Source organism: Citrobacter sp. wls711 (assembly GCF_005281055.1).
GTDB classification, from domain to species: domain Bacteria; phylum Pseudomonadota; class Gammaproteobacteria; order Enterobacterales; family Enterobacteriaceae; genus Citrobacter; species Citrobacter gillenii.
Genome location: NZ_SZXC01000060.1, coordinates 119,188 through 143,100, shown reverse-complemented (window position 1 = coordinate 143,100; position 23,913 = coordinate 119,188). Strand labels below are relative to the sequence as shown.

Sequence of the window (23,913 nt, the reverse complement as noted above, 5' to 3'; positions counted from 1 at the left end):
CTTATCCTGTGCTTATCGAATTAAAATGGGAGAAAGTGACCACAGCCTGCAGTCACAGGGATACATTGCCAACATTACCGCAACGATCGCGCTAACGGTAGCGTTTTATAGGGCTATTTTGATCCTGTCCGGCAAGCCAGGCGAGCTTTTCGCCAATCTTACCCTCAAGACCTCTGTTTGTCGGGCGATAATAGCGTGTTTGTGCCAGTTCCTGCGGGAAGTACTCTTCACCGGCAGCATACGCATTCGGCTCGTCGTGCGCGTAGCGATATTCCTGGCCGTAGCCCATTTCTTTCATTAACTTCGTCGGTGCATTACGCAAATGCACGGGTACGTCGTAATCCGGACGATCGCGTGCATCTGCCAACGCCGCTTTATAGGCGGTATACACCGCGTTACTCTTCGGCGCGCAGGCCAAATAAACAATCGCCTGGGCAATCGCCCGCTCACCTTCCGCAGGTCCAACGCGGGTGAAACAATCCCATGCCGAAATCGCCACCTGCATGGCTCGGGGATCGGCATTACCCACGTCTTCAGAAGCGATCGCCAGACAGCGGCGTGCAACATACAGCGGATCGCCCCCAGCCGTAATGATGCGTGCGTACCAGTAGAGGGCCGCATCCGGCGCGCTTCCGCGTACTGATTTATGTAATGCCGAGATAAGATCGTAAAAACGATCGCCTTTATTATCAAAGCGTGCGCTACGCTCTCCGGCAATCTCTGTCAGCAATGTGGGTTGTAAAACGCGTTTTCCGCTGGCGTCGACTTCCGCCATATCGGCCATCATTTCCAGCGTATTTAGTGCCCGACGCGCATCGCCATTCACCAGCTCGGCAATGGCCCGACGGGTTTCATTCGGCAGAACAATATCCTGGCCGCCGTAGCCTCGCGCTTTGTCCGCCATCGCCTGATCAAGCACCTGCTCGATATCGTCGGTAGTGAGCGATTTAAGCAGATAGACGCGCGCACGCGACAGTAATGCCGAGTTCAGTTCAAACGAGGGGTTTTCAGTCGTGGCGCCTATAAACGTAATGGTGCCATCTTCAATATGCGGGAGAAAGGCGTCCTGCTGACTTTTATTAAAGCGGTGGACTTCATCCACAAACAATATAGTGCGCCGACCGGCGTTACGATTCTGACGCGCACGTTCAATCGCTTCACGAATTTCTTTCACACCCGAGGTGACGGCCGAAATGCGTTCAACATCTGCGTTCGCGTAGCGGGCGATCACCTCAGCAAGAGTCGTTTTACCCGTGCCAGGAGGGCCCCATAAGATCATGGAGTGCAGGTGCCCGGCCTCGATGGCGCGTGGCAAGGGCTTACCTGCAGCCAGCAAATGCTGCTGGCCGATATACTGCGCTAAATTTTCTGGCCGCATACGCGCGGCCAGCGGCTGAAAGGTATTATCAGAAAAATCGAGCGACAGATTACCCACTCACACGCCTCTACTTACGTTGATCGTCTACCGTGACACCCTGCGGAGGGGTAAAGGTGAATTTGGATGGTTCGATTGCGCCATTCTGCTGAGATTTCAGCTGATAGCTACTGCGCTGATCGTCCTGCTCGACGGCGCTAAACTGATGGATAGTGCCGTCGCGTCCCACATTGATGGTGAACTGCTTCAGATTGCCGCTGCTGGTTTTCGGAGTCAACACGAAGTCATCACCGTTTTGCTTGATGTTGTACTGCTGCCAGTCGCTGGACTGGTTGCGCGCAATCAGCATAAACGGCGTATTACCCGTGGCATCTTTCAGCCAGGTTGCCGTGGCCTGTTCGACAAACGGATTAAAGAACCACAGCGTTTTACCGTCGGAGACCAGAATGCTTTCATCAGGCTGTGTCATATGCCAGTTAAACAGGTTCGGACGTTTAACCCACAGATCACCCTGACCTTCCTGTACCGCTGCGCCGCTACCATCGGTCACCTTCTGAGTAAAGCTGGCATGGAAGCTACTGACTTTATCCAGACGGCTTTTCAGGTCACTGGCGGCGTCAGCCCAGACGCTGCTCACCACAAAGCTCGACAGTAATGCACAGGTGATTGCGATCTTTTTCATCGTTATTCCTCAAAATTCGTCACTCCCGACGGGGAGATCCCTCTGCTATCCATTCCAGGCCAAAAATCAGCATGAGGAAAGTAGAAAATACTGAATTACTTAACTTTGCAATCAATCGAAGGGCGGCGGCGCCAGCACTTCACGATTACCATTATGCCCTTGCTCACTGACAATCCCCTGCGCTTCCATCTGCTCGATGATACGTGCCGCGCGGTTGTAACCGATGCGGAACTGACGCTGGACGCCGGAGATGGAGGCTTTGCGTTTTTGGGTAACAAAATTCACCGCCTGATCAAACAGCGGATCCAGTTCTTCCCCATTGTCAAAACCACCGCCGCCGCCTTCGCTTTCGCTATCAGAAGTGATGCCCTCAACGTATTGCGGACGGCCGCGCGCTTTCCAGTCTTGAACAACGGCATGAACTTCTTCATCACGCACAAAGGCACCGTGTACACGCACCGGAATTGTCGAGTTTGGTGCGGAATAAAGCATATCCCCCATCCCTAACAGTGATTCAGCACCTGACTGATCAAGGATGGTACGCGAATCAATTTTACTCGACACGGTAAAGGCAATACGGGTCGGGATGTTGGCTTTGATAAGCCCGGTAATCACATCAACCGACGGACGCTGGGTCGCCAGCACCAGGTGGATCCCCGCCGCACGCGCTTTTTGCGCCAAACGAGCGATCAGTTCTTCCACCTTTTTACCGACGGTCATCATCAGGTCAGCAAATTCATCGACCAGGACAACGATATAAGGCTCTTTTTTCAGCACCGGATGGGTAACATCCATGCTATCGCCCGGTTTCCAGTACGGGTCCGGGATCGGGCGTCCCATACGATCCGCCTCTGCGATCTTCTCGTTGTAACCCGCCAGATTACGCACGCCCAGCGCTGACATCAGTTTGTAGCGGCGTTCCATTTCATTGACGCTCCAGCGCAACGCGTTGGCAGCATCCTTCATATCTGTAACCACTTCCGTCAACAGATGCGGAATGCCCTCATAAACCGACAACTCGAGCATTTTTGGGTCGATCATAATGAATCGCACATCTTCCGGCTGTGCCTTATACAGCATGCTGAGGATCATAGCATTGACCCCAACAGACTTACCGGAACCCGTGGTACCCGCCACCAGCAGATGCGGCATCTTCGCCAAATCAGCCGTAACCGGTTCGCCGGCAATATCTTTACCGAGCACTACAGTCAGCGGAGAAGGATTATCACGGAATTTCGCGTTATCCAGCACTTCGCGCAGGTAGACGGTCTGCCGTTTTTTGTTCGGTAATTCCAACCCAACATACGGTTTACCTGGGATAACCTCCACCACACGAACCGCAGCGGTTGACAGTGAACGCGCCAGGTCTCGGGAGAGGTTAGAAATCCGTGCAGCCTTAACACCCGGAGCCAAATTCAGCTCAAAACGGGTTATCACCGGGCCCGGTGAATAGTTCACCACATCAGCCTTAATACGGAAGTCTGCTAAGCGCGCTTCCACCAGTCGCGCCATTTGCTCCAGCGCGAAGGTGTCCACCGGCTCAACTTCACTCGGTGGCGGGGTGAGCAGATCCAGCGATGGCAGCAGCGTGGTTGGACGCTGAACAGGACGGCTGTCGCCATTGCGCATCAATAATGGATGGATCAGGCTATCCTGCGGCTGCGGTGTAACAGGCTGTGACGGTTGCTGATAATGCTGCTGCGGTGCAACAGGCTGTGGCGGCTGCTGATAATGCTGCTGCGGCACAGGCTGTGACGGTTGCTGATAATGCTGCTGCGGCGCAACAGGTTGTGGCGACTGCTGATAATGCTGCTGCGGCACAGGCTCCGGTTCAGGCATAACGCTTGGGGTAAACAGCGGCTCATGCGGGCCATCATCCACCAGTGCTTTCATCGGCGAGAAGGCAAAGTCATCTAACGAGAACGGATTAGCGCCCGCAGGCTGTTCGCCGGAATAGCGCTGCTGCTGGGAAGAGGCAAACTGACGGGCCAACTCCGCTTCTGCTGCAGACTCTTCGTCCTCAATCTGATGCGTATTGTCCTGATACTCTTCACCATAACGATGCTGCTGCGACTGGGCGAACTGACGCGCCAGCTCATCCTGTTGCATCGCTTCAATTTCATCGTCGGTATAATCCGTATCAAGCTGCTCTTCTCGCGCTTTCTCTTCGGCCATACGTTGCGACGGTAGTTTGATACCATATGAAGCCAGCTCACGACGCGTTGGCACACGGACGCGATTTGGACGCGGCAACTGCGGACCAATGCCTTCTTTCACCTGTGGACGCGGCGCACCGCTACCCGCCAGGCTAAACACAGGTGCAGCAACAGCGGCGGCCCCAGCGCCCATTGCGGCGTTTTTCACTCCGGCAGCCAGCGGCGCGACGGATTCAACCGGCGGTATAGATGCGGCAGTTGGCATTGATGGCATTGACGGTTTAATTCGCTCAGGTTCCTGCAGTGGTTCAGGAATGGGCTGATACCAGGCCGCGAGCTGTTCACGCTCACGCGCGCGCTTTTCTTCCACCTCTTCAAAGTAATAGAGTGGCGGACGCGCCGGTTTCGTCTCTTCCACAACCGGTTCAGGCTCGACAACCGGCGGTTGCTCAACAACAGGCTCCTGCACGAAAGCAGGCGGCTGCTGAGACGCAGGCTGCTGGAATGTGGATTCCTGCTGGTAAGCCGGCTGCGGGTGATAAACAGGATCCGGTGAAGGAACCGGCTGCTGTACCGGCTGTTGCTGCCAGCTTTGTTCTGGAACAGGCGACTGCCACTGCGGCTGCATTTGCGGCTGCGGAGCTACCGGCTGTTGGTATTGAGGTTCGACAACGGGCGGCACAGCATATTGCGGCTGAGGCTCAACCGGTGCGGGCTGCTGCCACGGCTCATAAGGCTGTGCCGTCGGTTGAGTATATTGTGCAGGCTGAACAGGAACGCCACCGGAAACCAGCGGAGCTTGCATTAAAGGATCGGCTGGCGCACTCCAGGCCTGCGCGGTCGCCGTGGCTGCGGCGGCGGCTGTCACAGGCTCAGTCACCGAGTGACCACTTAGCAGCGGGTCGAACTCATCATATTCAGGCAGCGTCGCGCGATTACCCGAGAACAGAACATCATTCGGATCGGCGGCAACACCACGGGCGCTGTATTCAATTTCATCTTCGTCATCCATCCGTTTACCGGAGAACAGCGCAGCATCGGTATGACGACCAAGCGGATTGGTAAACTTCTCGGCCAGCCGCTTACGACGTGCTAATGCCCCACGAAGAATACGCGCCCGGCGTGATTCATGCGGTTTTCCTTCGGCGATGTCGACGGACTCTTCATCGTCTTCATATTCTTCGTCATCGACCCAGGTATCGTCACGGCGAGTGCGGTTACTGGCAAAGGTCAGGATATTGAGTAACCAGCCGCCCAGTTTTTCCGCAATGCTCACCCATGACCAACCGGTAAACAACGTCAGACCTGCCGCCCAGATGCACAATAGTGTGAGTGTTCCCCCGCTGCTATGCAGCAGAGGTTGTAGCGTGGTACTGAGCAGACTGCCAATCACGCCGCCAGACGCGAAATACCAGATATCATCGGCATTGATTGCCGCCAGTCCGCAAGAGGTGAGAATGAGCGCCAGAACGCCAATGATGCGCAGCGATACGGCGAAATAGTCAACGTACTCGTCACTGGCCTGATGTCGCCAGGTAAACCAACAGCCCCCAACGATGATCACAGGTAGGGTGTAGGCCATGATGCCAAAAATAAAGAACAGCGTGTCCGCCAACCATGCTCCGGGTATTCCCCCAAGATTGTGGATTGGCTCGTGCCACGCGGTTTGCGACCAGCTGGGATCCGAAGGGTTAAAGCTGAGTAAGGCAGCCATCAACCAGACGGCAAAAAGGGCAATAAGGATCAGTAGCGCTTCCAGAAGTCGGCGCCCGCTGCTTAACTTCGTCAATGTGACGTCTTTGTCTTCAGTGTATTCCTGGCTCAAAAACGGCTCTCCAGGTTTCAGGCTTTTCCTGCCCGATGCTAAAACGGACAACAGCACCGGGTTGCCCCGGCACTGTTGCTGTATGGATTAACAGGAGTGTAATCAAACTACGTCGATTTTGCACCTGTTCCGTGTTAGCGCGTCTTAATTACCAGACGATTGCTCTGTTTAACTTCTTCCATTACCACGTAAGTACGTGTGTCATTCACGCCAGGCAGACGCAGCAGGGTTTCCCCCAATAGCTTGCGGTATGCTGACATATCCGGTACGCGTGTTTTCAGCAGGTAGTCGAAATCACCGGAAACCAAATGACACTCTTGAATTTCTTCAAGTTTTTGCACTGCAGTGTTGAACTGCTCAAAGACATCCGGTGCGCCACGATTCAGAGTAATCTCAACAAAAACCAGAAGTGATGCATCCAGATAATGCGGGTTTAACAGCGCCGTATAGCCCTGAATAAATCCCTGTCTTTCTAACCGACGCACACGCTCAAGGCAGGGCGTTGGTGAAAGTCCCACTCGTTTAGAAAGCTCGACGTTAGAAATACGCCCATCCTTTTGCAGCTCATTAAGAATGTTACGATCGATACGGTCGAGATCTTTGCCAGGGCGCTTCTTACTATCTACCATTATTATTGTCTCTCTGTATTCCTTCCCTACTCCTGCCTGACCCTTCTAACATCACTGTTCAGAGTCGCTACCCATCACAATACCCGAAACCCAGAGGGATTTACGGTGTGAAATGTCTGGGTTTATGGTGAGAAGACCGTTGCCTGTCGGCGGCTATCGACATCACGAATGGCATCTGTCCACACCATGCGTAGATTTCGCTAACTCGGTAAACATGGTATCTGGATGCATGATTATGCAGCACACACACGACACTGTTTTTTTCTTCCTTGAATGTTTTCGCAAAACAGCAGGGGATTGTCAAAGCAAAACATCGATTTTTAGTACAACATGCCAGTTATTCATTGGGAGTGATGGAAAATCGTCATTTTATCGCCTTATAACTGGCCGATTTTAAGTAGAAATCTTTATGTCCCGTCATACTTCATGTTACCTGTGCGTTGGTTGACGTCCGTGCCGCCTGTCTGGCCGATCATCGGCTCCCGCTATTGCACAAATTGTTAACAAAATTGCCATACTCTTTTTTTACGCCTGCAAATTCCCTACAATCCAGTTCATTGCCTGCCAACAACTATGGGGATCTCATGGGCACGACCAAACACAGTAAACTTCTTATTCTGGGTTCAGGCCCTGCCGGGTATACCGCTGCGGTCTATGCTGCACGCGCAAACCTGCAACCGGTACTGATTACCGGTATGGAAAAAGGGGGTCAGTTGACCACGACGACGGAAGTCGAAAACTGGCCTGGCGACCCGCACGATCTTACGGGCCCACTGCTGATGGAACGTATGCATGAGCATGCGACAAAATTTGAGACGGAAATCATTTTTGATCACATCAGCAAGGTTGATCTGCAGAACCGTCCATTCCGTCTGACCGGCGACAGCGGCGAGTACACCTGCGATGCGTTGATTATCGCCACCGGCGCTTCCGCTCGCTACCTTGGCTTACCGTCTGAAGAAGCATTTAAAGGTCGCGGTGTTTCTGCCTGTGCGACCTGTGACGGTTTCTTCTATCGCAACCAGAAGGTAGCGGTTATCGGCGGTGGCAACACGGCTGTAGAAGAAGCGTTGTATCTGGCGAATATCGCCTCTGAAGTGCATTTGATTCACCGTCGCGACAGCTTCCGTGCAGAAAAAATCCTTATCAAGCGCCTGATGGATAAAGTCGAAAACGGCAACATCGTGCTGCACACGCACCGCACGCTGGAAGAAGTGACCGGCGATCAAATGGGCGTCACCGGACTGCGTCTGCGTGATACCCAAAACACCGATAACGTCGAGTCTCTGGACGTTGCAGGACTGTTTGTCGCCATTGGTCACAGCCCGAACACTGCGATTTTTGAAGGCCAGCTTGAGCTGGAAAACGGCTACATCAAAGTTCAGTCCGGCATTCACGGTAATGCGACGCAAACCAGCATTCCAGGCGTGTTCGCGGCCGGTGACGTGATGGACCATATTTATCGCCAGGCGATTACCTCTGCAGGTACGGGTTGTATGGCAGCCCTTGATGCAGAGCGTTATCTCGACGGTCTGGCTGACGCCTGCAAATAAGCTTTACAAATCAGTAATAAAAGTAAAAAAGGCGACTATCAGTCGCCTTTATTTTTGCCCCGTTGTAACATTGTCCTGCCTAAAAATTCCTATAACTCACCTGCTAAGCGAGCAATGAATAAAACCCGTCAAAAAGAGCTAACACGCTGGTTAAAACAGCAAAGTGTCATTTCCCAGCGTTGGCTGAATATTTCACGCCTGTTAGGCTTCGTCAGCGGCCTGTTAATTGTCGCTCAGGCCTGGCTCCTGGCACGCATTCTTGATCACATGATCATGGATAATATTCCCCGCGAAGCCCTTCTGCTCCCTTTCATCGTATTAGTGCTGATTTTCATCCTGCGTGCATGGGTGGTCTGGCTACGTGAGCGGGTCGGTTTTCACGCGGGACAGCACATTCGTTTTGAAATTCGCCGTCAGGTTCTGGACCGTCTGCAACAGGCAGGCCCCGCGTGGATCCAGGGTAAACCAGCCGGAAGTTGGGCCACGTTGGTGCTTGAGCAGATTGACGATATGCATGATTACTACGCGCGTTATCTGCCGCAAATGGCGCTTGCCGTCTGCGTCCCCATTTTGATTGTCGCGGCCATTTTCCCGTCTAACTGGATAGCCGCCCTTATTCTGCTTGGCACTGCACCGCTAATCCCCATGTTTATGGCAATGGTCGGTATGGGCGCTGCTGATGCTAACCGACGTAACTTTCAGGCGCTAGCCCGACTCAGCGGTCATTTCCTCGACCGCTTGCGTGGTATGGAAACGTTAAGAATATTTGGTCGCGGCGAAGCGGAAACAGAAAGCATTCGTGCGGCATCACAAGATTTTCGCCAGCGCACCATGGAAGTTCTGCGCCTCGCGTTCCTCTCCTCCGGCGTACTGGAATTTTTCACCTCGCTGTCCATCGCGCTGGTGGCAGTTTACTTTGGCTTCTCGTACCTCGGCGAACTCAACTTCGGCCACTATGGCGTTGGTGTTACCTTAGCCTCTGGATTCCTGGCACTGATTCTTGCGCCTGAGTTTTTCCAGCCCTTACGCGATCTGGGCACGTTTTATCATGCCAAAGCCCAGGCCGTCGGTGCCGCAGACAGCCTGAAAACGTTCATGGAAACGCCGCTGGCGCATCCTGAACGTGGCGACATTGAGCTGGCCGTAAAAGAGCCGGTTTCGATTACCGCAGAAGATCTGGTTATCACCTCCCCGGAAGGAAAAGTACTTGCTGGTCCACTTAACTTCTCGCTGCCAGCCGGTCAGCGCGCGGTATTGGTGGGACGTAGCGGCTCCGGTAAGAGCTCGCTGCTGAATGCCCTTTCTGGTTTTCTCTCGTATCAGGGTTCGCTGCGAATTAATGGTTTTGAGCTTCGCTCCCTGGCCCCTGACTCCTGGCGAAAACAGCTGTCGTGGGTAGGACAGAACCCACAGCTTCCTGCCCCAACGTTGCGCGATAATGTGCTGCTGGCACGTCCAGATGCCAGCGAGCAACAGCTTCAGGCCGCGCTCGACAGCGCCTGGGTAAGTGAGTTTTTACCTCTGCTGCCTCAGGGCGTGGATACCCCGGTCGGCGATCAGGCCGCCCGGCTTTCCGTCGGGCAAGCGCAGCGCGTTGCCGTCGCCCGCGCCTTGCTCAATCCGTGTCAGCTAATGCTACTGGACGAACCCGCCGCTAGCCTCGATGCGCACAGCGAGCAGCGCGTCATGCAGGCGCTGAATGCGGCATCACGCCGCCAGACCACGCTGATGGTCACGCACCAGCTTGAAGACCTTGCCGAGTGGGATGCCATTTGGGTCATGCAGGACGGACAGATCGTCGAGCAAGGCACTTATGCTCAACTGAGCGCAGCCAACGGGGCTTTTGCAACACTGCTGGCTCACCGTCAGGAGGACATCTAAATGCGCGCTTTGCTACCTTATCTGACGCTGTATAAACGTCATAAATGGATGTTAACGCTGGGAATTATTCTGGCGATCATCACGCTATTAGCCAGTATCGGCTTGCTGACACTTTCCGGTTGGTTCCTCTCCGCTTCCGCGGTGGTTGGCGTCACCGGGATTTACAGTTTTAACTATATGCTCCCCGCTGCCGGCGTGCGCGGTGCGGCGATCACCCGTACCGCAGGTCGTTATTTCGAGCGACTGGTCAGTCACGACGCGACATTCCGCGTGTTGCAGCACCTGCGTATTTATACATTTAGTAAGCTGCTGCCACTCTCTCCGGCGGGTCTGGCCCGTTATGGCCAGGGTGAACTGCTTAACCGCATCGTTGCGGATGTCGATACGCTTGATCACCTTTATCTGCGCGTCATCTCTCCGCTGGTTGGGGCATTTGTCGTGATTATGGTGGTGACGCTGGGTCTGAGCGTGCTCGATCTCACGCTGGCCATCACCCTCGGTGGCATCATGCTGCTGACCTTGTTTATTTTGCCTCCGCTGTTTTATCAGGCCGGAAAACGCACCGGGCAAAACCTGACGCACCTGCGCGGGCAATATCGCCAACAGCTGACCTCCTGGCTGCAGGGCCAGGCCGAGCTGACCATTTTTGGCGCAAGTGTTCGCTATCGAGCACAAATGGAAGCCACAGAGTTACAGTGGCACGAAGCTCAGCGTCGCCAGTCCGAATTAACGGCGCTGTCTCAGGCCCTAATGCTGCTGATTGGCGCGCTGGCCGTCATCGTGATGCTCTGGATGGCCTCGGGCGGCGTGGGAGGCAATACCCAGCCAGGTGCGCTGATTGCGCTGTTTGTGTTCTGCGCACTGGCCGCATTTGAAGCCCTGGCCCCGGTAACGGGTGCATTTCAGCACCTCGGTCAGGTGATCGCCTCTGCCCTGCGCATTACAGAACTGACGGAACAAAAACCGGAAGTCACTTTCCCCGACGCAGGATCGACAGTTTCTGAGCCGATTACCCTCACGCTGCGCGACGTTTGTTTCAGCTACCCGGGCCAGGCGCAAAATGCGCTGGATACCCTCTCCCTGCAAGCAAAACCCGGCGAGCATGTTGCGATTCTCGGCCGCACCGGCTGTGGAAAGTCCACCCTGCTACAACTGCTGACCCGCGCCTGGAACCCGCAACACGGTGAAATTTTGTTTAACGACCGCCCGATTTCAACCCTGAGTGAGTCAACGCTGCGTCAAAGCATCAGCGTCGTGCCGCAACGTGTGCACCTGTTTAGCGCCACATTACGCGACAACCTGCTGCTGGCCGCGCCGCAGGCCAGTGATGACGCATTATCCGAAATACTGTGCCGCGTTGGTCTGGAAAAACTGCTGGAAGATGATGGCCTCAACGCCTGGTTAGGTGAAGGTGGTCGTCAGCTTTCCGGCGGCGAACTCCGCCGTCTGGCAATCGCTCGCGCGGTACTCCACGATGCCCCGCTGATGCTGCTGGATGAACCTACCGAAGGACTGGACGCTACCACCGAAAGCCAAATGCTTGAATTGATTAGTGATGTCATGCGAGATAAAACGGTATTGATGGTGACGCATCGCCTGCGCGGGCTATCGCGTTTTAATCAAATAATAGTGATGGACAACGGACACATTATTGAGCAAGGTAATCACGCAGATCTGTTAGCCAGGCAGGGGCGTTATTACCAGTTTAAGCAACGTCTGTAAGCTATTATTGAACGATCGACTCGCGTAGTGGAGTTTCGCTGTCATGCGCCTGGTGCAACTGTCCCGCAATTCTATCGCCTTCCCGTCACCGGAAGGCGCGTTACGCGAACCTAACGGTTTGTTAGCGCTGGGTGGCGATCTCAGCCCTGCCCGTCTGCTTATGGCGTACCAGCGCGGTATTTTTCCATGGTTTTCTCCTGGCGACCCCATTCTTTGGTGGTCGCCCGATCCGCGCGCCATTTTGTGGCCTGAGACATTTCATCTTAGCCGTAGCATGAAGCGTTTTCATAAACACTCACCTTATCGTGTCACGTTAAATTACGCCTTTGGTCAGGTGATTGAAGGTTGTGCCAATGACCGCGAAGAAGGGACCTGGATAACGCGTGATATTGTTGACGCTTACCACCGCCTGCATGAATTGGGGCATGCGCATTCCATTGAAGTGTGGCGGCACAATGAATTAGTCGGCGGTATGTACGGCGTTTCGCAAGGCACGCTCTTCTGCGGTGAATCAATGTTCAGTCGTCAGGAAAATGCCTCAAAAACCGCGTTGCTTGTTTTTTGCGCTGAATTTAGCCAGCAGGGTGGGAAGTTAATTGACTGTCAGGTGTTAAATGGACATACAGCGTCGCTGGGCGCCGTCGAAACGCCGCGTCGGGAGTACCTTGAACACTTGAGCAGACTGCGCCAGCAGCGGTTACCCAGCCATTTTTGGGTACCGCGGACGTTATTTTTACCTCAGGAGTGAATGTTTTCGGCACATTTTTTGTCGGGGTGTTATAATTGCGTCGCAGAGTTGGTTTAGCCCATTACCCCGCCGCCGTTAAGGAACAGTTCGCGTCAGGCAACGCCTATCGTTTATCTCATCGTTCCCTTACACGTTGCGCTTTAAGTGCGGCTTTGCCGTGTGTGGATAGAGTAATGCGCCAAACTTGATTTGCTGTATTTTAATCGCGCAAATCTTTACTTATTAAAAGAACTTCGGCATTATCTTGCCGGTTCAAATTACGGTAGTGATACCCCAGAGGATTAGATGGCCAAAGAAGACAATATTGAAATGCAGGGTACCGTTCTCGATACGTTACCTAATACCATGTTCCGCGTAGAGTTAGAAAACGGTCACGTGGTTACTGCACACATCTCCGGTAAAATGCGTAAAAACTATATCCGCATCCTGACGGGAGACAAAGTGACTGTTGAACTGACCCCGTACGACCTGAGCAAAGGCCGCATTGTCTTCCGTAGTCGCTGATTTTTTTCACGCCAGACTGGCGTCCAAATAATAAAAGGTCGGTATATCCGGCCTTTTTTGTGGGCCAAATTTGAGGCTTTAGTCCTCAATCATGCGTGCATATTCTTCCGTCAGGAAATCCACTAATGCGCGCACCGAGGGCAATAACCCCCTACGCGATGGAAAGACCGCGTGAATAATCTCCCGCCTCGGTTCCCAGCCATCCAGCAATGCCACCAGCTCCCCTGCGGCTAATTGATCCTTGACCATTAACTGCGGGAGTTGCACCACGCCTACCCCGGCAACCGCGGCCTCGCGCAGCGCCAGCATATCTGTGGTGATCATACGCGGCGTAAAATGCACTTCCGCGCGGGCCCCCTGTGGGCCAAACAACTCCCAACGATGAACATGTTTCCCCGCCGCCAGACTCAGCCCTGGCCAACGGGTCAGCTCTGCCGGGGCGTGTAATGTCCCCATCTGCTCAACCAATCGCGGACTGGCATACAGCCGGTGCCCCCTGTCAGCAAGCACCCGCATGACCAAATCACTGTCTTCAAGAGGACGAGGTCGGACGCGAATCGCCACATCCAGACCTTCTCCGACGACGTCGACGCGGCGATTCGTGGCTTCAAGCTGTACTGCGACATCCGGATAACGCGCCATGAACCGGGCCAGCATGGGGCCGATATGGACATGCAACAGCGTCACCGGGCACGTCAGTTTAACAATGCCACGTGGCTCAACCTGCAACGCCGCAATGGCATCCTGTGCCGCCTGCGCCTCCACCAACATCGCCTTACAGTGTTCGTAAAAGGTCTGTCCGACTTCCGTGACATTAAACTGTCGGGTTGTTCGCTGAATCAAACGCACCCCCAGTCTCTCCTCCAGTTGCGCAATACGCCGACTGAGTTTGGATTTGGGCTCATCAAGCGCACGGCCTGCCGCTGCGAATCCTCCCTCTTCGACAACATGCACAAACCATGCGAAATCATTGAGATCCAGCTTCGTCATCTTATTGTCCTATTAATGAGACGGTGAGGACTATTTTAGCCACTACTCAGCTCATTGTCATGGATATAAGCTTATTCACATCAAGATAACGCCACTGAGGAGATACATATGAAACACGTAACAGGCGTCTATACCGCACCTCGCCCACACTGGGTTGGCGATGGATTTCCAGTTCGCTCGATGTTCTCTTACCAGTCTCATGCTGAGCAGCTCAGTCCGTTCCTGCTGCTGGATTACGCGGGTCCGCATACCTTTACACCGGGTAATGAAAAGCGCGGCGTCGGTGAGCACCCGCACCGTGGTTTTGAAACAGTGACCATTGTTTACAGCGGTGAAGTTGAACATCGCGACTCAACCGGGCGCGGCGGCATTATCGGTCCAGGCGATGTGCAGTGGATGACAGCAGGGGCCGGGATTTTACACGAAGAATTTCATTCGCCGGAATTTACCCGTAAGGGCGGCGAGCTGGAAATGGTCCAGCTGTGGGTCAACCTGCCAGCCAAAGACAAAATGACCGTGCCGGGTTATCAGGGCATCAGCAGCGACGTTATTCCCACCGTCGACCTGCCAGATGAAGCAGGTACCGTGCGCGTGATTGCGGGCAGCTATCAGGATACGAAAGGCCCCGCGCATACCTTCTCACCGTTAAATGTGTGGGACATGCGCCTGCAAAGTAATCGCCCGGTCACGCTGTCCCAGCCGGAAGGATGGAGCACTGCGCTGGTGGTGCTGAAAGGCACGATCACCATCAACGGTGCCACCTCCGCAAGTGAGGCGCAGCTGGTGGTATTAAGCCAGCAGGGTAAAACCCTACATATCGAGGCCAGTAGCGACGCCAGCGTGCTGCTGCTGTCAGGCGAACCGTTAAATGAACCCATTGTCGGTTACGGTCCGTTTGTGATGAACACAAAACAAGAGATCGCTGAAGCCGTACGCGATTTCAACTCCGGCCGTTTTGGCCAAATCTAAAGCGAAGGAGAATACGATGTCCAGTCCTGCAAATTTTAATGGTTCACGCCCGGTTATCGACGTAGATGATGCCGTGATGCTGCTTATCGATCACCAGAGCGGTCTTTTTCAGACCGTCGGTGATATGCCAATGCCCGAACTGCGTGCCCGTGCCGCTGCGCTGGCAAAAATAGCCACCCTGGCGAAGATGCCGGTGATCACCACCGCCTCCGTTCCACAGGGACCCAACGGCCCGTTGATTCCGGAAATCCACGCCAATGCGCCCCATGCTCAGTACGTGGCGCGCAAAGGCGAGATCAACGCCTGGGATAACGAAGACTTTGTTAAAGCCGTCAAAGCAACAGGTCGTAAAACGCTGATTATCGCCGGTACCATTACCAGCGTTTGCATGGCTTTCCCGGCCATCAGCGCGGTAGCGGAAGGGTATAAAGTGTTTGCCGTCATTGACGCTTCCGGCACTTACAGCAAGATGGCGCAGGAAATCACGTTGGCGCGAGTGGTACAGGCAGGCGTGGTGCCAATGGATACCGCAGCCGTTGCGTCTGAAATACAGCGGACCTGGAACCGGGAAGATGCCGCTGAATGGGCGGAAGTGTATACCAAAATTTTCCCGGCCTATCAGCTGCTGATCGAAAGCTACAGCAAGGCTCAGGAAGTCGTCACCAACGGTGAAAAACTGGACTCTCAGCGCTAATCATGTTCTCTGCGCCTGTCCGGGCGCAGAATATGTCTATTGCGTAACCAAACGAGAGTGAAGACGTAAATTCTGCTTGACCGTTTTAGCGCAACTCCCTATAGTAGCGCCCCGTTGCCCCCCCAAGCGGTCAGGCAGCAATACAATACGGTGAGGTGTCCGAGTGGCTGAAGGAGCACGCCTGGAAAGTGTGTATACGGCAACGTATCGAGGGTTCGAACCCCTCTCTCACCGCCACATTTGAGAAAGAGCTCGTACGCAAGTACGGGCTTTTTTTTCGTCTATTGCATTTGCCGAATGCGGCCAACAACCCGCATCCATCCTTAGACCTGACAAGCGAAGCGTCATCAGGCATTCCCTGCGAAGAAAAGAAACTATTGTCGGCTGAGCAGCGTCAATACTTCATAGTGCGCGGTGTGCGGGAACATATCGAAAAGTTGAACCCGTTCTATGCGATAGCCTGGCAGCTCGCCAATATCCTTCGCCATGCTTTGCGCATTACAGCTGGAGTAGATGATAAACGGCGGTGCCATGTTGGAAAGATAATCACACAGGGGTTTACCAATGCCCCGACGCGGCGGGTTCACCAGCACCAGATCCGGAACGTCTTCCTGTGCCGTCGCGAATTGGGTCGAATCGAGCGCTTGAAAGTGCAGATTCTGTAACCCCAACGTCTGCGCAGATTGTTTCGCACAGGCGATCGCCTCTGGTGCGATCTCGATACCCGTCAGTTTCATCTGCGGCGTAGCGCAATGCAGGCCAAAACCGCCAACACCACAAAACAGATCCCACATATGGTTGACCGAAAGCTGACGCACCCAATCGCGAGCCGTGGCATACAAACGCTCAGCCACTACCGGGTTGGTTTGAAAGAAACTCTGCGGGCGGATCCACAGCGGTACATCATTAAAACGTTCAGCCAGCGCCTGCTGCTCCGTCAGGAAGATTTCTGTCTCCCCTTCCATAATCGCCATATGCACCGGCTGGATATTGACCGTTATCACCTTTAACTGCGGTAACTGCGCCTGCAGCCACGGCAACGCCGCGCGCAGTTGGCTCAGCTTGGCCTCTGAGCGTAAGACAAAACGCAGCATCATACCGCCGTCAAACTGGCTTTCCGTTAACAGCACATATTTCAGTTCGCCCCGCTTACGCGCTACGTTGTAAGGCGTCAACCCGGCACGGGCGATAAAGGGTTTTAGTGCGGCAAATACCGGCGCAAATGAGGCAGGATAAAGCGGACAGTCGCACAAATCTTCAGGTGTACCGTCACGATGCAGCATGCCCAACAGCGGTTTTTCCACGCTACCGCTCACCACCATTTTGGCTTTATTACGAAAAGCGCTCTCCGGGCCAACGACGGGCGCGCACCACTCCCCGACCGAATAGTCGGCAAGAAGAGTCTGGAGATCGGCCATTTTTGCACGGAGTTGATCGCCAACGGGCTGTGTTATCCACTGACAGGAACGACAGCGATCGGCGTCATAAAGAGCGCACTGCATAAGAAAACCTTCAAATTAACCGGGGCGAAGATTATACACATTATTGCAGACGGAAGAACCGTCGACTGGACGCCGGAACAAACAGCAACAACAGCACCAGCATATCCGGTAATTTCTGCATCACCAGCGTGCGAAAAATTTCACGCTTCGATTCACCCGCAATACTGAACAGCTCGGGATAACCATAACCTAACGATGCCGCCCACAAATAACCGGAGGCCACCACCTGGGTAAATAGATAAATCCAGCGCGCCCAGTTACGTCCTTTGACCAATGAAAAGGCACAGTAAATTTCGATAAACACCAGTATCAGACTGCTTAAAAACACCAGCGTTAAATTCCAGGTCTGCACGCTACGCTGGATAAATGCCATTGTCCCGCTCACACCCAACGTATTGAAAATCATCAACAGATCGAGGCCGCGGATCATAATAATAGCGAGCGCCGCCACCTGCACTAAAGCAGGAACGTTTAAGCGAGCATGTGATGTGGATGATTTCTTAAAAAATCCCAACGCGTCGTCTTCCGTGAAAACGGTGCAGCGCCACATGCTGCACCGAGTAGAGGTTGGCAGATTTTAGTTTTTTCAGCCGCGTCTTGCACGCTGGATATCGCGCAACCGCTGCTTTTCTGTCCGGGCCATCAGGTACCACGCGATAAATCCGATAATTCCTACCACGCCAAGAATCAGCGTCGCCAGCGCGTTAATTTCTGGATTAACCCCCATACGTACGCTGGAGAACACCAGCATCGGCAACGTCGTCGCCCCAGGACCGGAAACAAAGCTGGCGATAACCAGATCGTCAAGCGACAGGGTGAAAGCCAACAACCAGCCGGAAATCACCGCCGGCATAATCATCGGCAGCGTGATGACAAAGAAGACCTTCAGCGGCGTGGCGCCAAGATCCATCGCAGCTTCTTCGATGGAGTGATCCAGTTCGCGCAAACGCGAGGAGATAACAACCGCCACATACGCCGTACAGAAAGTGACGTGCGCCAGCCAGATGGTTAACATCCCGCGATCTGCCGGCCAGCCAATAGCATGCGCCATGGCGACAAACAGCAACAACAGCGACAGGCCGGTGATGACATCCGGCATAACCAGCGGCGCTGTTATCATAAAGGCAAAGCCATTCGAACCCCGGAAACGACCAAAGCGCACCAGCACCACCGCAGCAATCGTGCCGAGGATCGACGCCATCGTCGCCGCACAGGCAGCGATGGTCAAACTCATCCCGACAGCACTTATCATGGCAGTATCGTGGAGCAATTCACCGTACCAGCGCGTCGACCACCCTGCCCAGACCGTCACCAGTTTGGAGCTGTTAAACGAATAGATAACCAGCATCAGCATCGGTGCGTACAGGAAAGTGAACCCTATGACCAGGATAAAAATACGCCACGGTGAGCGAACGACGGGTAAATTATTCATCCGTGTTCCCCCACACTTTTTTGCTGATATTTATGGAACCACATGATCGGCACAATCAATAACAGCAACATAATAATGGCCACAGCCGACGCCACCGGCCAGTCACGGTTATTGAAAAACTCCTGCCACAACACACGGCCAATCATAATGCTGTCCGGCCCGCCCAGCAGTTCAGGGATCACAAACTCTCCGACCGCCGGGATAAACACCAGCATTGAGCCTGCGATGATCCCACCTTTGGTCAACGGCACGATCACGCTAAAGAACGTTTTCAGCGGTCGGGCCCCAAGATCCAGCGCCGCTTCCACCAGCGAATAGTCGATACGTGTCAACGCGGTGTAGATCGGCAGTACCATAAACGGCAAATATGCATAAACAATCCCGATATAGACCGCCAGATTGGTGTGCAGGATCGTCAGCGGCTGATCGATAACTCCCAGCCACATCAGAAAATTATTCAGGATCCCGTTATTTTTCAGGATCCCCATCCAGGCATACACGCGAATCAAAAACGAGGTCCAGGAAGGCAGGATCACCAGCAACAGTAGAATATTCCGCGTTGATGGTTTGCTGTGTGCCACAGCCCATGCCAGTGGATATCCCAGTAGCAAACAGCAGATCGTCGAAATCCCCGCCACCTGCAACGACTGCAAGTAAGCATCAACATACAGCGGGTCAGCCGTCAGTTGCAGGAAGTTGCCAACATTGAGCGTGATGGAGAGCTGGTCGTCTGCCCATGATATAAGGTCAGAATACGGGGGTATCGCCCGCGCCATCTCAGAAAAAGAGATCTTAAAAACGATTAAAAATGGCAGCAAAAACAGCAGAATCAGCCAGATATACGGCAGCGCAATCACCACCTTGCGCCCATGCCTCATCTGCATCCGCGACATAAACAGCGTGAAACGGCTCGCGTTGTCCACGCGCGCCGGAGGTTCAAGTGTACGCATTTTCACTCCTTAAACCGTCAACACTACGCAACTGTCCGCATCCCAACACAAACGCACCTCATCGCCCCAGGTCGGTAGCCCCTTACGGTAGCGATGTTCGTTTTGTAGCTGAGCACTCAACATCTGGCCGCTTTTTAAACGTACGTGGTACACCGACAAATCACCGAGATAGGCAATGTGCACCACTTCCCCCACCGCAAAGTTATAGCCATCTGCCGGTGGAGTCTCACAGAGCATAATTTTTTCCGGACGCAGCGCGACGTACACCGGGACGTTATCAACGATGGAGGCATCAGCATCGACTTTCAGCGGATGGACCAGCCCCGGAGAGTCAATGATCAGGCCGTCTTCCTGACGCGCTTTCAGTAGCCCCTCGAACACGTTTACCGAGCCAATAAATTCCGCGCTATAGCGGGTGGTCGGGTGCTCGTAAATCTCTTCAGGTTCGCCGATTTGCACGAACTTGCCGCGATTCATGATCGCAATACGCCCCGCCATCGTCATGGCCTCTTCCTGATCGTGCGTTACCATCACACAGGTCGCGCCTACACGTTCGAGGATATCGACCACTTCCAGTTGCATGCGGTCACGTAGCTTTTTATCCAGCGCCCCCATCGGTTCGTCCAGCAGCAGCAGTTTAGGACGTTTTGCCAGGCTGCGCGCCAGCGCCACACGCTGTCGCTGACCGCCGGAAAGCTGATGCGGTTTGCGTTTGGCAAATTCCTGCATATGCACCAGGCCCAGCATCTCGTTGACCCGGCTGGTAATTTCAGCTTTCGGCAACTTGTCCTGCTTCAGGCCAAAGGCAATGTTCTGCTCCACCGTCATATGTGGGAACAGCGCGTAGGACTGAAACATCATATTAATCGGGCGCAGATACGGCGGGACGTGTGCTAAATCGACACCATCGAGCATAATTTGCCCGGTGGTCGGCAGTTCAAAGCCCGCCAGCATGCGCAGCAGGGTTGATTTGCCGCAGCCGGAGGCCCCTAGCAGGGCAAATATTTCGCCTTTGTAGATAGTCAGGCTGACGTCATCGACGGCGTGCTGGCCATCGAAAGACTTGGTCAGATTACGAATTTCAAGCAGCGGGGTTAGCGCTTTACGGGTCTTCGCCTGTGGGCGGGGGGTCGCATCATTCACGTGAGTGCTCTCCGGCATAAAACAAAGAAACAGTGCAAATAACGCACCAGCATGGTGCGTATTGCCGGGTTATGAGTGTTCAGGGTTCGGGTGTCCCGGCGGACTTACGCGCCGCCGGGTCATCTCCCTGACGCGGGTTATTTCCCGCTTTTCACCTTGGTCCAGGCACGAGTACGGACACGATCGATCTTCGGATCCTGTACTTTCAGAGTGAACAACTTAGCTCGCACATCGGCCGGCGGGTAAATCCCCGGATTGTCACGAACTTCAGGGCTGACCAACGCCGTCGCTTCTTTGTTCGCGTTGGCGTAGAACACGTGGTCGGAAATATGGGCAATCACATCCGGACGCAGCAGATAGTTGAGGAACTGATACGCTTCGTCTTTATTTTTAGCATCCGCAGGCATGGCGAAAACATCGAAGAACGCCATCGCCCCTTCTTTTGGAATTGAGAAGGAAATATTGACGCCATTTTTCGCTTCTTTCGCGCGATTAGCGGCCTGCCATACGTCCCCTGCCCAACCAATTGCCACGCAGCTATCACCGTTTGCCAGATCGTTAATATATTGAGAAGAGTGGAAATAACGAATATTCGGACGCAGCTTCAACAGCAGATCGGTTGCCGGTCCGGTGTAATCGTCCGCTTTGGTACTGTTGGGGTCTTTACCCAAGTAATTCAGCACGGTGGCAAACACTTCTTCGGGGGCATCAAGGAACGAGACGCCACAGCTTTTGAGTTTTTCCAAATTTTCCGGCTTCAGGATCAGATCCCAACTGTCGACCGGCGCATCCGCGCCCAGCACCGCCTTCACTTTATCCACGTTGTAACCAATACCGGTGGTTGCCCACATATACGGCATCGCAAACTTGTTGTCCGGATCGTGTTTCGCCACCAGCTTCAGCAATTCGGGATCGAGGTTTTTCCAGTCTGGCAGTTTACTTTTGTCCAGCGGTTGGAAAACACCCGCAGTAAGCTGACGCTCAAGAAAGCTGGCGGAAGGAACGACAAGGTCAAAGCCGGTGCTACCCGCCATGAGCTTACCTTCCAGTACTTCATTGGAGTCGAACACATCATAAACCACTTTAATGCCGGTCTCTTTTTCAAAATTAGCCACCGTATCGGGGGCGATATAATCAGACCAGTTATAAATATGCAGCGTTTTTTGTTCCGCAGCGAGCGTGCCGGCAGAGAGGGATATCAGAGCACCCGCAACCAGGCCTGATAACCATTTTTTATTTAAGGCGGTCATAATCTCTTTCCTTCTGAAAGTTCGTTAACAAACGAACAAAAAATTCACACTCTACGATATGCAAGAAACGTGCATATTTTTTCGTTCAGCACAAATAAGAAAAGAGGCTTCCCCTGTGCCGCTATGGCTCGCTGATAATCGCGAAATCATTCAACATGCATTGCGGGCGTATGCAGCCCACAAAGGGTTCATTGAAGGATGACGTTTATAAGCCTCGCCAGAATAACTTTAGCCAGGATTCGAGGATATAGCCCAGTTAAAAAAACGTCTTTTATCAATTTTTTATGCAGGATTTATCTATGACATAAGGCAGAAGGCGTGGAAGCGAGGTGAATAATTCTTTAATAAAAGGTTAAATGCAGAATAAAAATAGGGTAATACGCAACCGCTCTGGCAGCGGCTGCGCTTTTGGCATCATTGCTCAGGAAATATTAATGGAGGAAATGGGTCTCAGTACCGCTGTTTTGCACATCTTCTTCAGCGTTAAATAACAGCTGATGCGCCCCGGCTTCAAGGATCACCATGGATATCTGCTCTTCGCTCTGGCGAACAAAACATTCAAACTGCTCAAACGTGACGCCCGGCACAACGTATAAAGACTGGCAAACCACCAGCTTTGGCAGATTATCATCCTGCATGTCCAGAAAAGCTTTCACCGTCAGCGAACTGGCATTAATGGATGACAGATCGGCAGCCAACGGCAGCAACGCCGATGGCCTGACTTCCGCCATCGCAGAGAACAGAATGACGTTATCCACCAAATCAATTTTCGCATCAAAGATGCCGTCAAAGTTTTGCATATGAGGTAAATGCAGCGCCTGACAGGTATCGCATTCAAAAAAACTCATGCCCAGGTCGTCGAGCCATTGACGCAACGTATCCAGAGTGGGAACGACCAGTGATGTCATAATAATGTGCGACCTCTTTCGATGAAAAAATTACCGGCACAGCTTACGCAAAAAGACCGCGTCATACCACGATCGCCATCGATATTGCGCTCAGCCGCCGATTTTAAGACAAAATTCCGGAGTTGCATGACGTTCGATCCACTGGATCATCCGTCCGGCAATATCAACCCCCGTGGTTTTCTCCACGCCTTCAAGCCCCGGAGAAGCGTTAACTTCCATGACCAGCGGCCCGCGGTCTGCGCGCAAAATATCAACGCCAGCCACATCCAGGCCCATGGTTCGGGCGGCTTTTATCGCGATGTCCCTTTCACGCGTCGTAATATTGGCAATACTGGCCACGCCACCGCGATGGAGATTAGAACGAAAATCGCCCTCTTTAGCCCGACGCTCAATAGCAGCCACTACCTCGTCCCCTACGACAAAACAGCGAATATCCCGCCCTTTGGCCTCTTTAATATATTCCTGCACCAGAATATGTGCGTTCAGTCCTCGAAATGCATCCACGACGCTCTCCGCGGCCTGACGCGTTTCGGCCAGCACCACACCGATACCCTGCGTGCCTTCTACCAGCTTCACCACCAACGGTGCGCCGCCGACCATATCAATCATGTCGCTGGTATCGTCCGGTGAGTGCGCGATTCCGGTAATCGGGAGATCGATTCCCTGACGTGCCAGCAGTTGCAATGAGCGCAGCTTATCGCGCGCACGGGTGATCGCCACCGACTCATTCAACGGATAACTCCCTAACATCTCGAACTGGCGCAACGCCGCCGTACCGTAAAAGGTAATCGCCGAGCCGATTCGTGGGATGACCGCATCAAAATGAGGGAGCTGGCGGCCCTTGTAATGAATCGAAGACGCCGCCGGACTAATGTTCATATAACAGGAAAGGGGATCGATAATTTCAACCAGGTGACCGCGCTGCATCGCCGCTTCACGCAGGCGCTTACAAGAATAGAGCGTTCCGTCCCGGGACAAAATGGCAATTTTCACCCTGCAC

Annotated in this window: 20 protein-coding genes, 1 tRNA gene and 1 pseudogene; 9 read left to right on the top strand and 13 right to left on the bottom strand. The window is 53.6% G+C overall.

Annotated features, from left to right (window positions below; all coding sequences use genetic code 11):
* Positions 1-91: 91 nt before the first annotated feature.
* The 4 genes from rarA to lrp all read right to left on the bottom strand — a co-directional run bounded on the left by rarA (position 92) and on the right by lrp (position 6,667).
* Positions 92-1,435 carry a replication-associated recombination protein RarA gene (gene rarA / locus FDW98_RS18660; protein WP_096757693.1) on the bottom strand — a complete coding sequence of 448 codons (1,344 nt, stop codon included), beginning with the start codon at positions 1,433-1,435 and terminating at the stop codon, positions 92-94.
* A 10-nt stretch (positions 1,436-1,445) separates the two neighbouring features.
* A complete protein-coding gene (gene lolA, locus FDW98_RS18655) occupies positions 1,446-2,057 on the bottom strand; it encodes an outer membrane lipoprotein chaperone LolA (RefSeq protein ID WP_096757694.1) in 612 nt (203 codons plus the stop codon).
* Between the two features lie 111 nt (positions 2,058-2,168).
* A complete protein-coding gene (locus FDW98_RS18650; protein ID WP_096757695.1) occupies positions 2,169-6,038 on the bottom strand; it encodes a DNA translocase FtsK 4TM domain-containing protein in 3,870 nt (1,289 codons plus the stop codon).
* Between the two features lie 134 nt (positions 6,039-6,172).
* Positions 6,173-6,667 (bottom strand): leucine-responsive transcriptional regulator Lrp, encoded by a 495-nt coding sequence (gene lrp / locus FDW98_RS18645; protein ID WP_000228473.1) that lies wholly within the window; start codon positions 6,665-6,667, stop codon positions 6,173-6,175.
* A gap of 584 nt (positions 6,668-7,251) precedes the next feature.
* On the opposite strand from lrp, the gene trxB reads away from it, so the two are divergent.
* The 6 genes and pseudogenes from trxB to infA all read left to right on the top strand — a co-directional run bounded on the left by trxB (position 7,252) and on the right by infA (position 13,075).
* Positions 7,252-8,220, top strand: a complete 969-nt coding sequence (gene trxB, locus FDW98_RS18640; RefSeq protein WP_096757696.1) for a thioredoxin-disulfide reductase — start codon at positions 7,252-7,254, stop codon at positions 8,218-8,220.
* Between the two features lie 114 nt (positions 8,221-8,334).
* Positions 8,335-10,101 (top strand): cysteine/glutathione ABC transporter permease/ATP-binding protein CydD, encoded by a 1,767-nt coding sequence (gene cydD / locus FDW98_RS18635; RefSeq protein ID WP_096757697.1) that lies wholly within the window; start codon positions 8,335-8,337, stop codon positions 10,099-10,101.
* Positions 10,102-11,823, top strand: a complete 1,722-nt coding sequence (gene cydC, locus FDW98_RS18630) for a cysteine/glutathione ABC transporter ATP-binding protein/permease CydC (protein WP_096757698.1) — start codon at positions 10,102-10,104, stop codon at positions 11,821-11,823.
* Between the two features lie 43 nt (positions 11,824-11,866).
* Positions 11,867-12,571, top strand: coding sequence for a leucyl/phenylalanyl-tRNA--protein transferase (gene aat, locus FDW98_RS18625; protein WP_096757699.1), 705 nt, complete (start codon positions 11,867-11,869; stop codon positions 12,569-12,571).
* Positions 12,572-12,929 (top strand): annotated as a pseudogene (locus FDW98_RS18620) (hypothetical protein).
* The gene (gene infA, locus FDW98_RS18615; protein WP_002211347.1) at positions 12,857-13,075 is read left to right on the top strand and encodes a translation initiation factor IF-1; all 219 of its coding nucleotides are present in this window, start codon (positions 12,857-12,859) and stop codon (positions 13,073-13,075) included. The pseudogene FDW98_RS18620 and the gene infA overlap by 73 nt, the downstream one beginning before the upstream one ends.
* Before the next feature lie 78 nt (positions 13,076-13,153).
* Here the strand turns inward: infA and FDW98_RS18610 are convergent, their stop codons facing one another.
* Positions 13,154-14,065, bottom strand: a complete 912-nt coding sequence (locus tag FDW98_RS18610; RefSeq protein WP_096757700.1) for a LysR family transcriptional regulator — start codon at positions 14,063-14,065, stop codon at positions 13,154-13,156.
* 108 nt (positions 14,066-14,173) lie between these two features.
* On the opposite strand from FDW98_RS18610, the gene FDW98_RS18605 reads away from it, so the two are divergent.
* The 3 genes from FDW98_RS18605 (at position 14,174) to FDW98_RS18595 (ending at position 15,965) form a co-directional block, all read left to right on the top strand.
* Positions 14,174-15,034, top strand: a complete 861-nt coding sequence (locus FDW98_RS18605) for a pirin family protein (RefSeq protein WP_096757701.1) — start codon at positions 14,174-14,176, stop codon at positions 15,032-15,034.
* A gap of 16 nt (positions 15,035-15,050) precedes the next feature.
* A complete protein-coding gene (locus FDW98_RS18600; RefSeq protein WP_096757702.1) occupies positions 15,051-15,728 on the top strand; it encodes an isochorismatase family protein in 678 nt (225 codons plus the stop codon).
* 149 nt (positions 15,729-15,877) lie between these two features.
* A tRNA-Ser gene (locus tag FDW98_RS18595) sits at positions 15,878-15,965 on the top strand.
* Positions 15,966-16,102: 137 nt separating this feature from the next.
* Here FDW98_RS18595 and rlmC read toward each other — a convergent pair.
* From rlmC to rimK, 8 genes are all read right to left on the bottom strand, one after another.
* Positions 16,103-17,230: a 23S rRNA (uracil(747)-C(5))-methyltransferase RlmC gene (gene rlmC, locus FDW98_RS18590; RefSeq protein WP_096757703.1), complete on the bottom strand. Its 1,128-nt coding sequence runs from the start codon at positions 17,228-17,230 to the stop codon at positions 16,103-16,105.
* A gap of 40 nt (positions 17,231-17,270) precedes the next feature.
* On the bottom strand, positions 17,271-17,780 hold the full coding sequence (locus FDW98_RS18585) for a YbjO family protein (RefSeq protein ID WP_096757704.1): 510 nt from the start codon (positions 17,778-17,780) through the stop codon (positions 17,271-17,273).
* 36 nt (positions 17,781-17,816) lie between these two features.
* A complete protein-coding gene (potI, locus tag FDW98_RS18580) occupies positions 17,817-18,662 on the bottom strand; it encodes a putrescine ABC transporter permease PotI (RefSeq protein ID WP_096757705.1) in 846 nt (281 codons plus the stop codon).
* The gene (potH, locus tag FDW98_RS18575) at positions 18,659-19,612 is read right to left on the bottom strand and encodes a putrescine ABC transporter permease PotH (protein ID WP_096757706.1); all 954 of its coding nucleotides are present in this window, start codon (positions 19,610-19,612) and stop codon (positions 18,659-18,661) included. Before potH ends, potI begins: the two co-directional genes overlap by 4 nt.
* A gap of 9 nt (positions 19,613-19,621) precedes the next feature.
* Positions 19,622-20,755, bottom strand: coding sequence for a putrescine ABC transporter ATP-binding subunit PotG (gene potG, locus FDW98_RS18570; RefSeq protein ID WP_096757707.1), 1,134 nt, complete (start codon positions 20,753-20,755; stop codon positions 19,622-19,624).
* A gap of 137 nt (positions 20,756-20,892) precedes the next feature.
* Positions 20,893-22,005 (bottom strand): spermidine/putrescine ABC transporter substrate-binding protein PotF, encoded by a 1,113-nt coding sequence (gene potF, locus FDW98_RS18565; protein WP_096757708.1) that lies wholly within the window; start codon positions 22,003-22,005, stop codon positions 20,893-20,895.
* 431 nt (positions 22,006-22,436) lie between these two features.
* Positions 22,437-22,913 (bottom strand): YbjN domain-containing protein, encoded by a 477-nt coding sequence (locus FDW98_RS18560; RefSeq protein ID WP_096757709.1) that lies wholly within the window; start codon positions 22,911-22,913, stop codon positions 22,437-22,439.
* A gap of 90 nt (positions 22,914-23,003) precedes the next feature.
* On the bottom strand, positions 23,004-23,906 hold the full coding sequence (gene rimK / locus FDW98_RS18555) for a 30S ribosomal protein S6--L-glutamate ligase (RefSeq protein ID WP_096757710.1): 903 nt from the start codon (positions 23,904-23,906) through the stop codon (positions 23,004-23,006).
* Between the last annotated feature and the right edge of the window lie 7 nt (positions 23,907-23,913).

Excerpts from the sequence above, each read along its gene's own strand:
- potI (WP_096757705.1), bottom strand. The coding sequence starts at position 18,662 with ATGAATAATTTACCCGTCGTTCGCTCACCGTGGCGTATTTTTATCCTG.
- aat (WP_096757699.1), top strand. The coding sequence starts at position 11,867 with ATGCGCCTGGTGCAACTGTCCCGCAATTCTATCGCCTTCCCGTCACCG.
- FDW98_RS18585 (WP_096757704.1), bottom strand. The coding sequence starts at position 17,780 with ATGTGGCGCTGCACCGTTTTCACGGAAGACGACGCGTTGGGATTTTTT.
- rlmC (WP_096757703.1), bottom strand. The coding sequence starts at position 17,230 with ATGCAGTGCGCTCTTTATGACGCCGATCGCTGTCGTTCCTGTCAGTGG.
- cydD (WP_096757697.1), top strand. The coding sequence starts at position 8,335 with ATGAATAAAACCCGTCAAAAAGAGCTAACACGCTGGTTAAAACAGCAA.
- potF (WP_096757708.1), bottom strand. The coding sequence starts at position 22,005 with ATGACCGCCTTAAATAAAAAATGGTTATCAGGCCTGGTTGCGGGTGCT.
- lolA (WP_096757694.1), bottom strand. The coding sequence starts at position 2,057 with ATGAAAAAGATCGCAATCACCTGTGCATTACTGTCGAGCTTTGTGGTG.
- lrp (WP_000228473.1), bottom strand. The coding sequence starts at position 6,667 with ATGGTAGATAGTAAGAAGCGCCCTGGCAAAGATCTCGACCGTATCGAT.
- FDW98_RS18560 (WP_096757709.1), bottom strand. The coding sequence starts at position 22,913 with ATGACATCACTGGTCGTTCCCACTCTGGATACGTTGCGTCAATGGCTC.
- FDW98_RS18610 (WP_096757700.1), bottom strand. The coding sequence starts at position 14,065 with ATGACGAAGCTGGATCTCAATGATTTCGCATGGTTTGTGCATGTTGTC.
- FDW98_RS18605 (WP_096757701.1), top strand. The coding sequence starts at position 14,174 with ATGAAACACGTAACAGGCGTCTATACCGCACCTCGCCCACACTGGGTT.
- trxB (WP_096757696.1), top strand. The coding sequence starts at position 7,252 with ATGGGCACGACCAAACACAGTAAACTTCTTATTCTGGGTTCAGGCCCT.
- FDW98_RS18600 (WP_096757702.1), top strand. The coding sequence starts at position 15,051 with ATGTCCAGTCCTGCAAATTTTAATGGTTCACGCCCGGTTATCGACGTA.
- potH (WP_096757706.1), bottom strand. The coding sequence starts at position 19,612 with ATGCGTACACTTGAACCTCCGGCGCGCGTGGACAACGCGAGCCGTTTC.
- cydC (WP_096757698.1), top strand. The coding sequence starts at position 10,102 with ATGCGCGCTTTGCTACCTTATCTGACGCTGTATAAACGTCATAAATGG.
- infA (WP_002211347.1), top strand. The coding sequence starts at position 12,857 with ATGGCCAAAGAAGACAATATTGAAATGCAGGGTACCGTTCTCGATACG.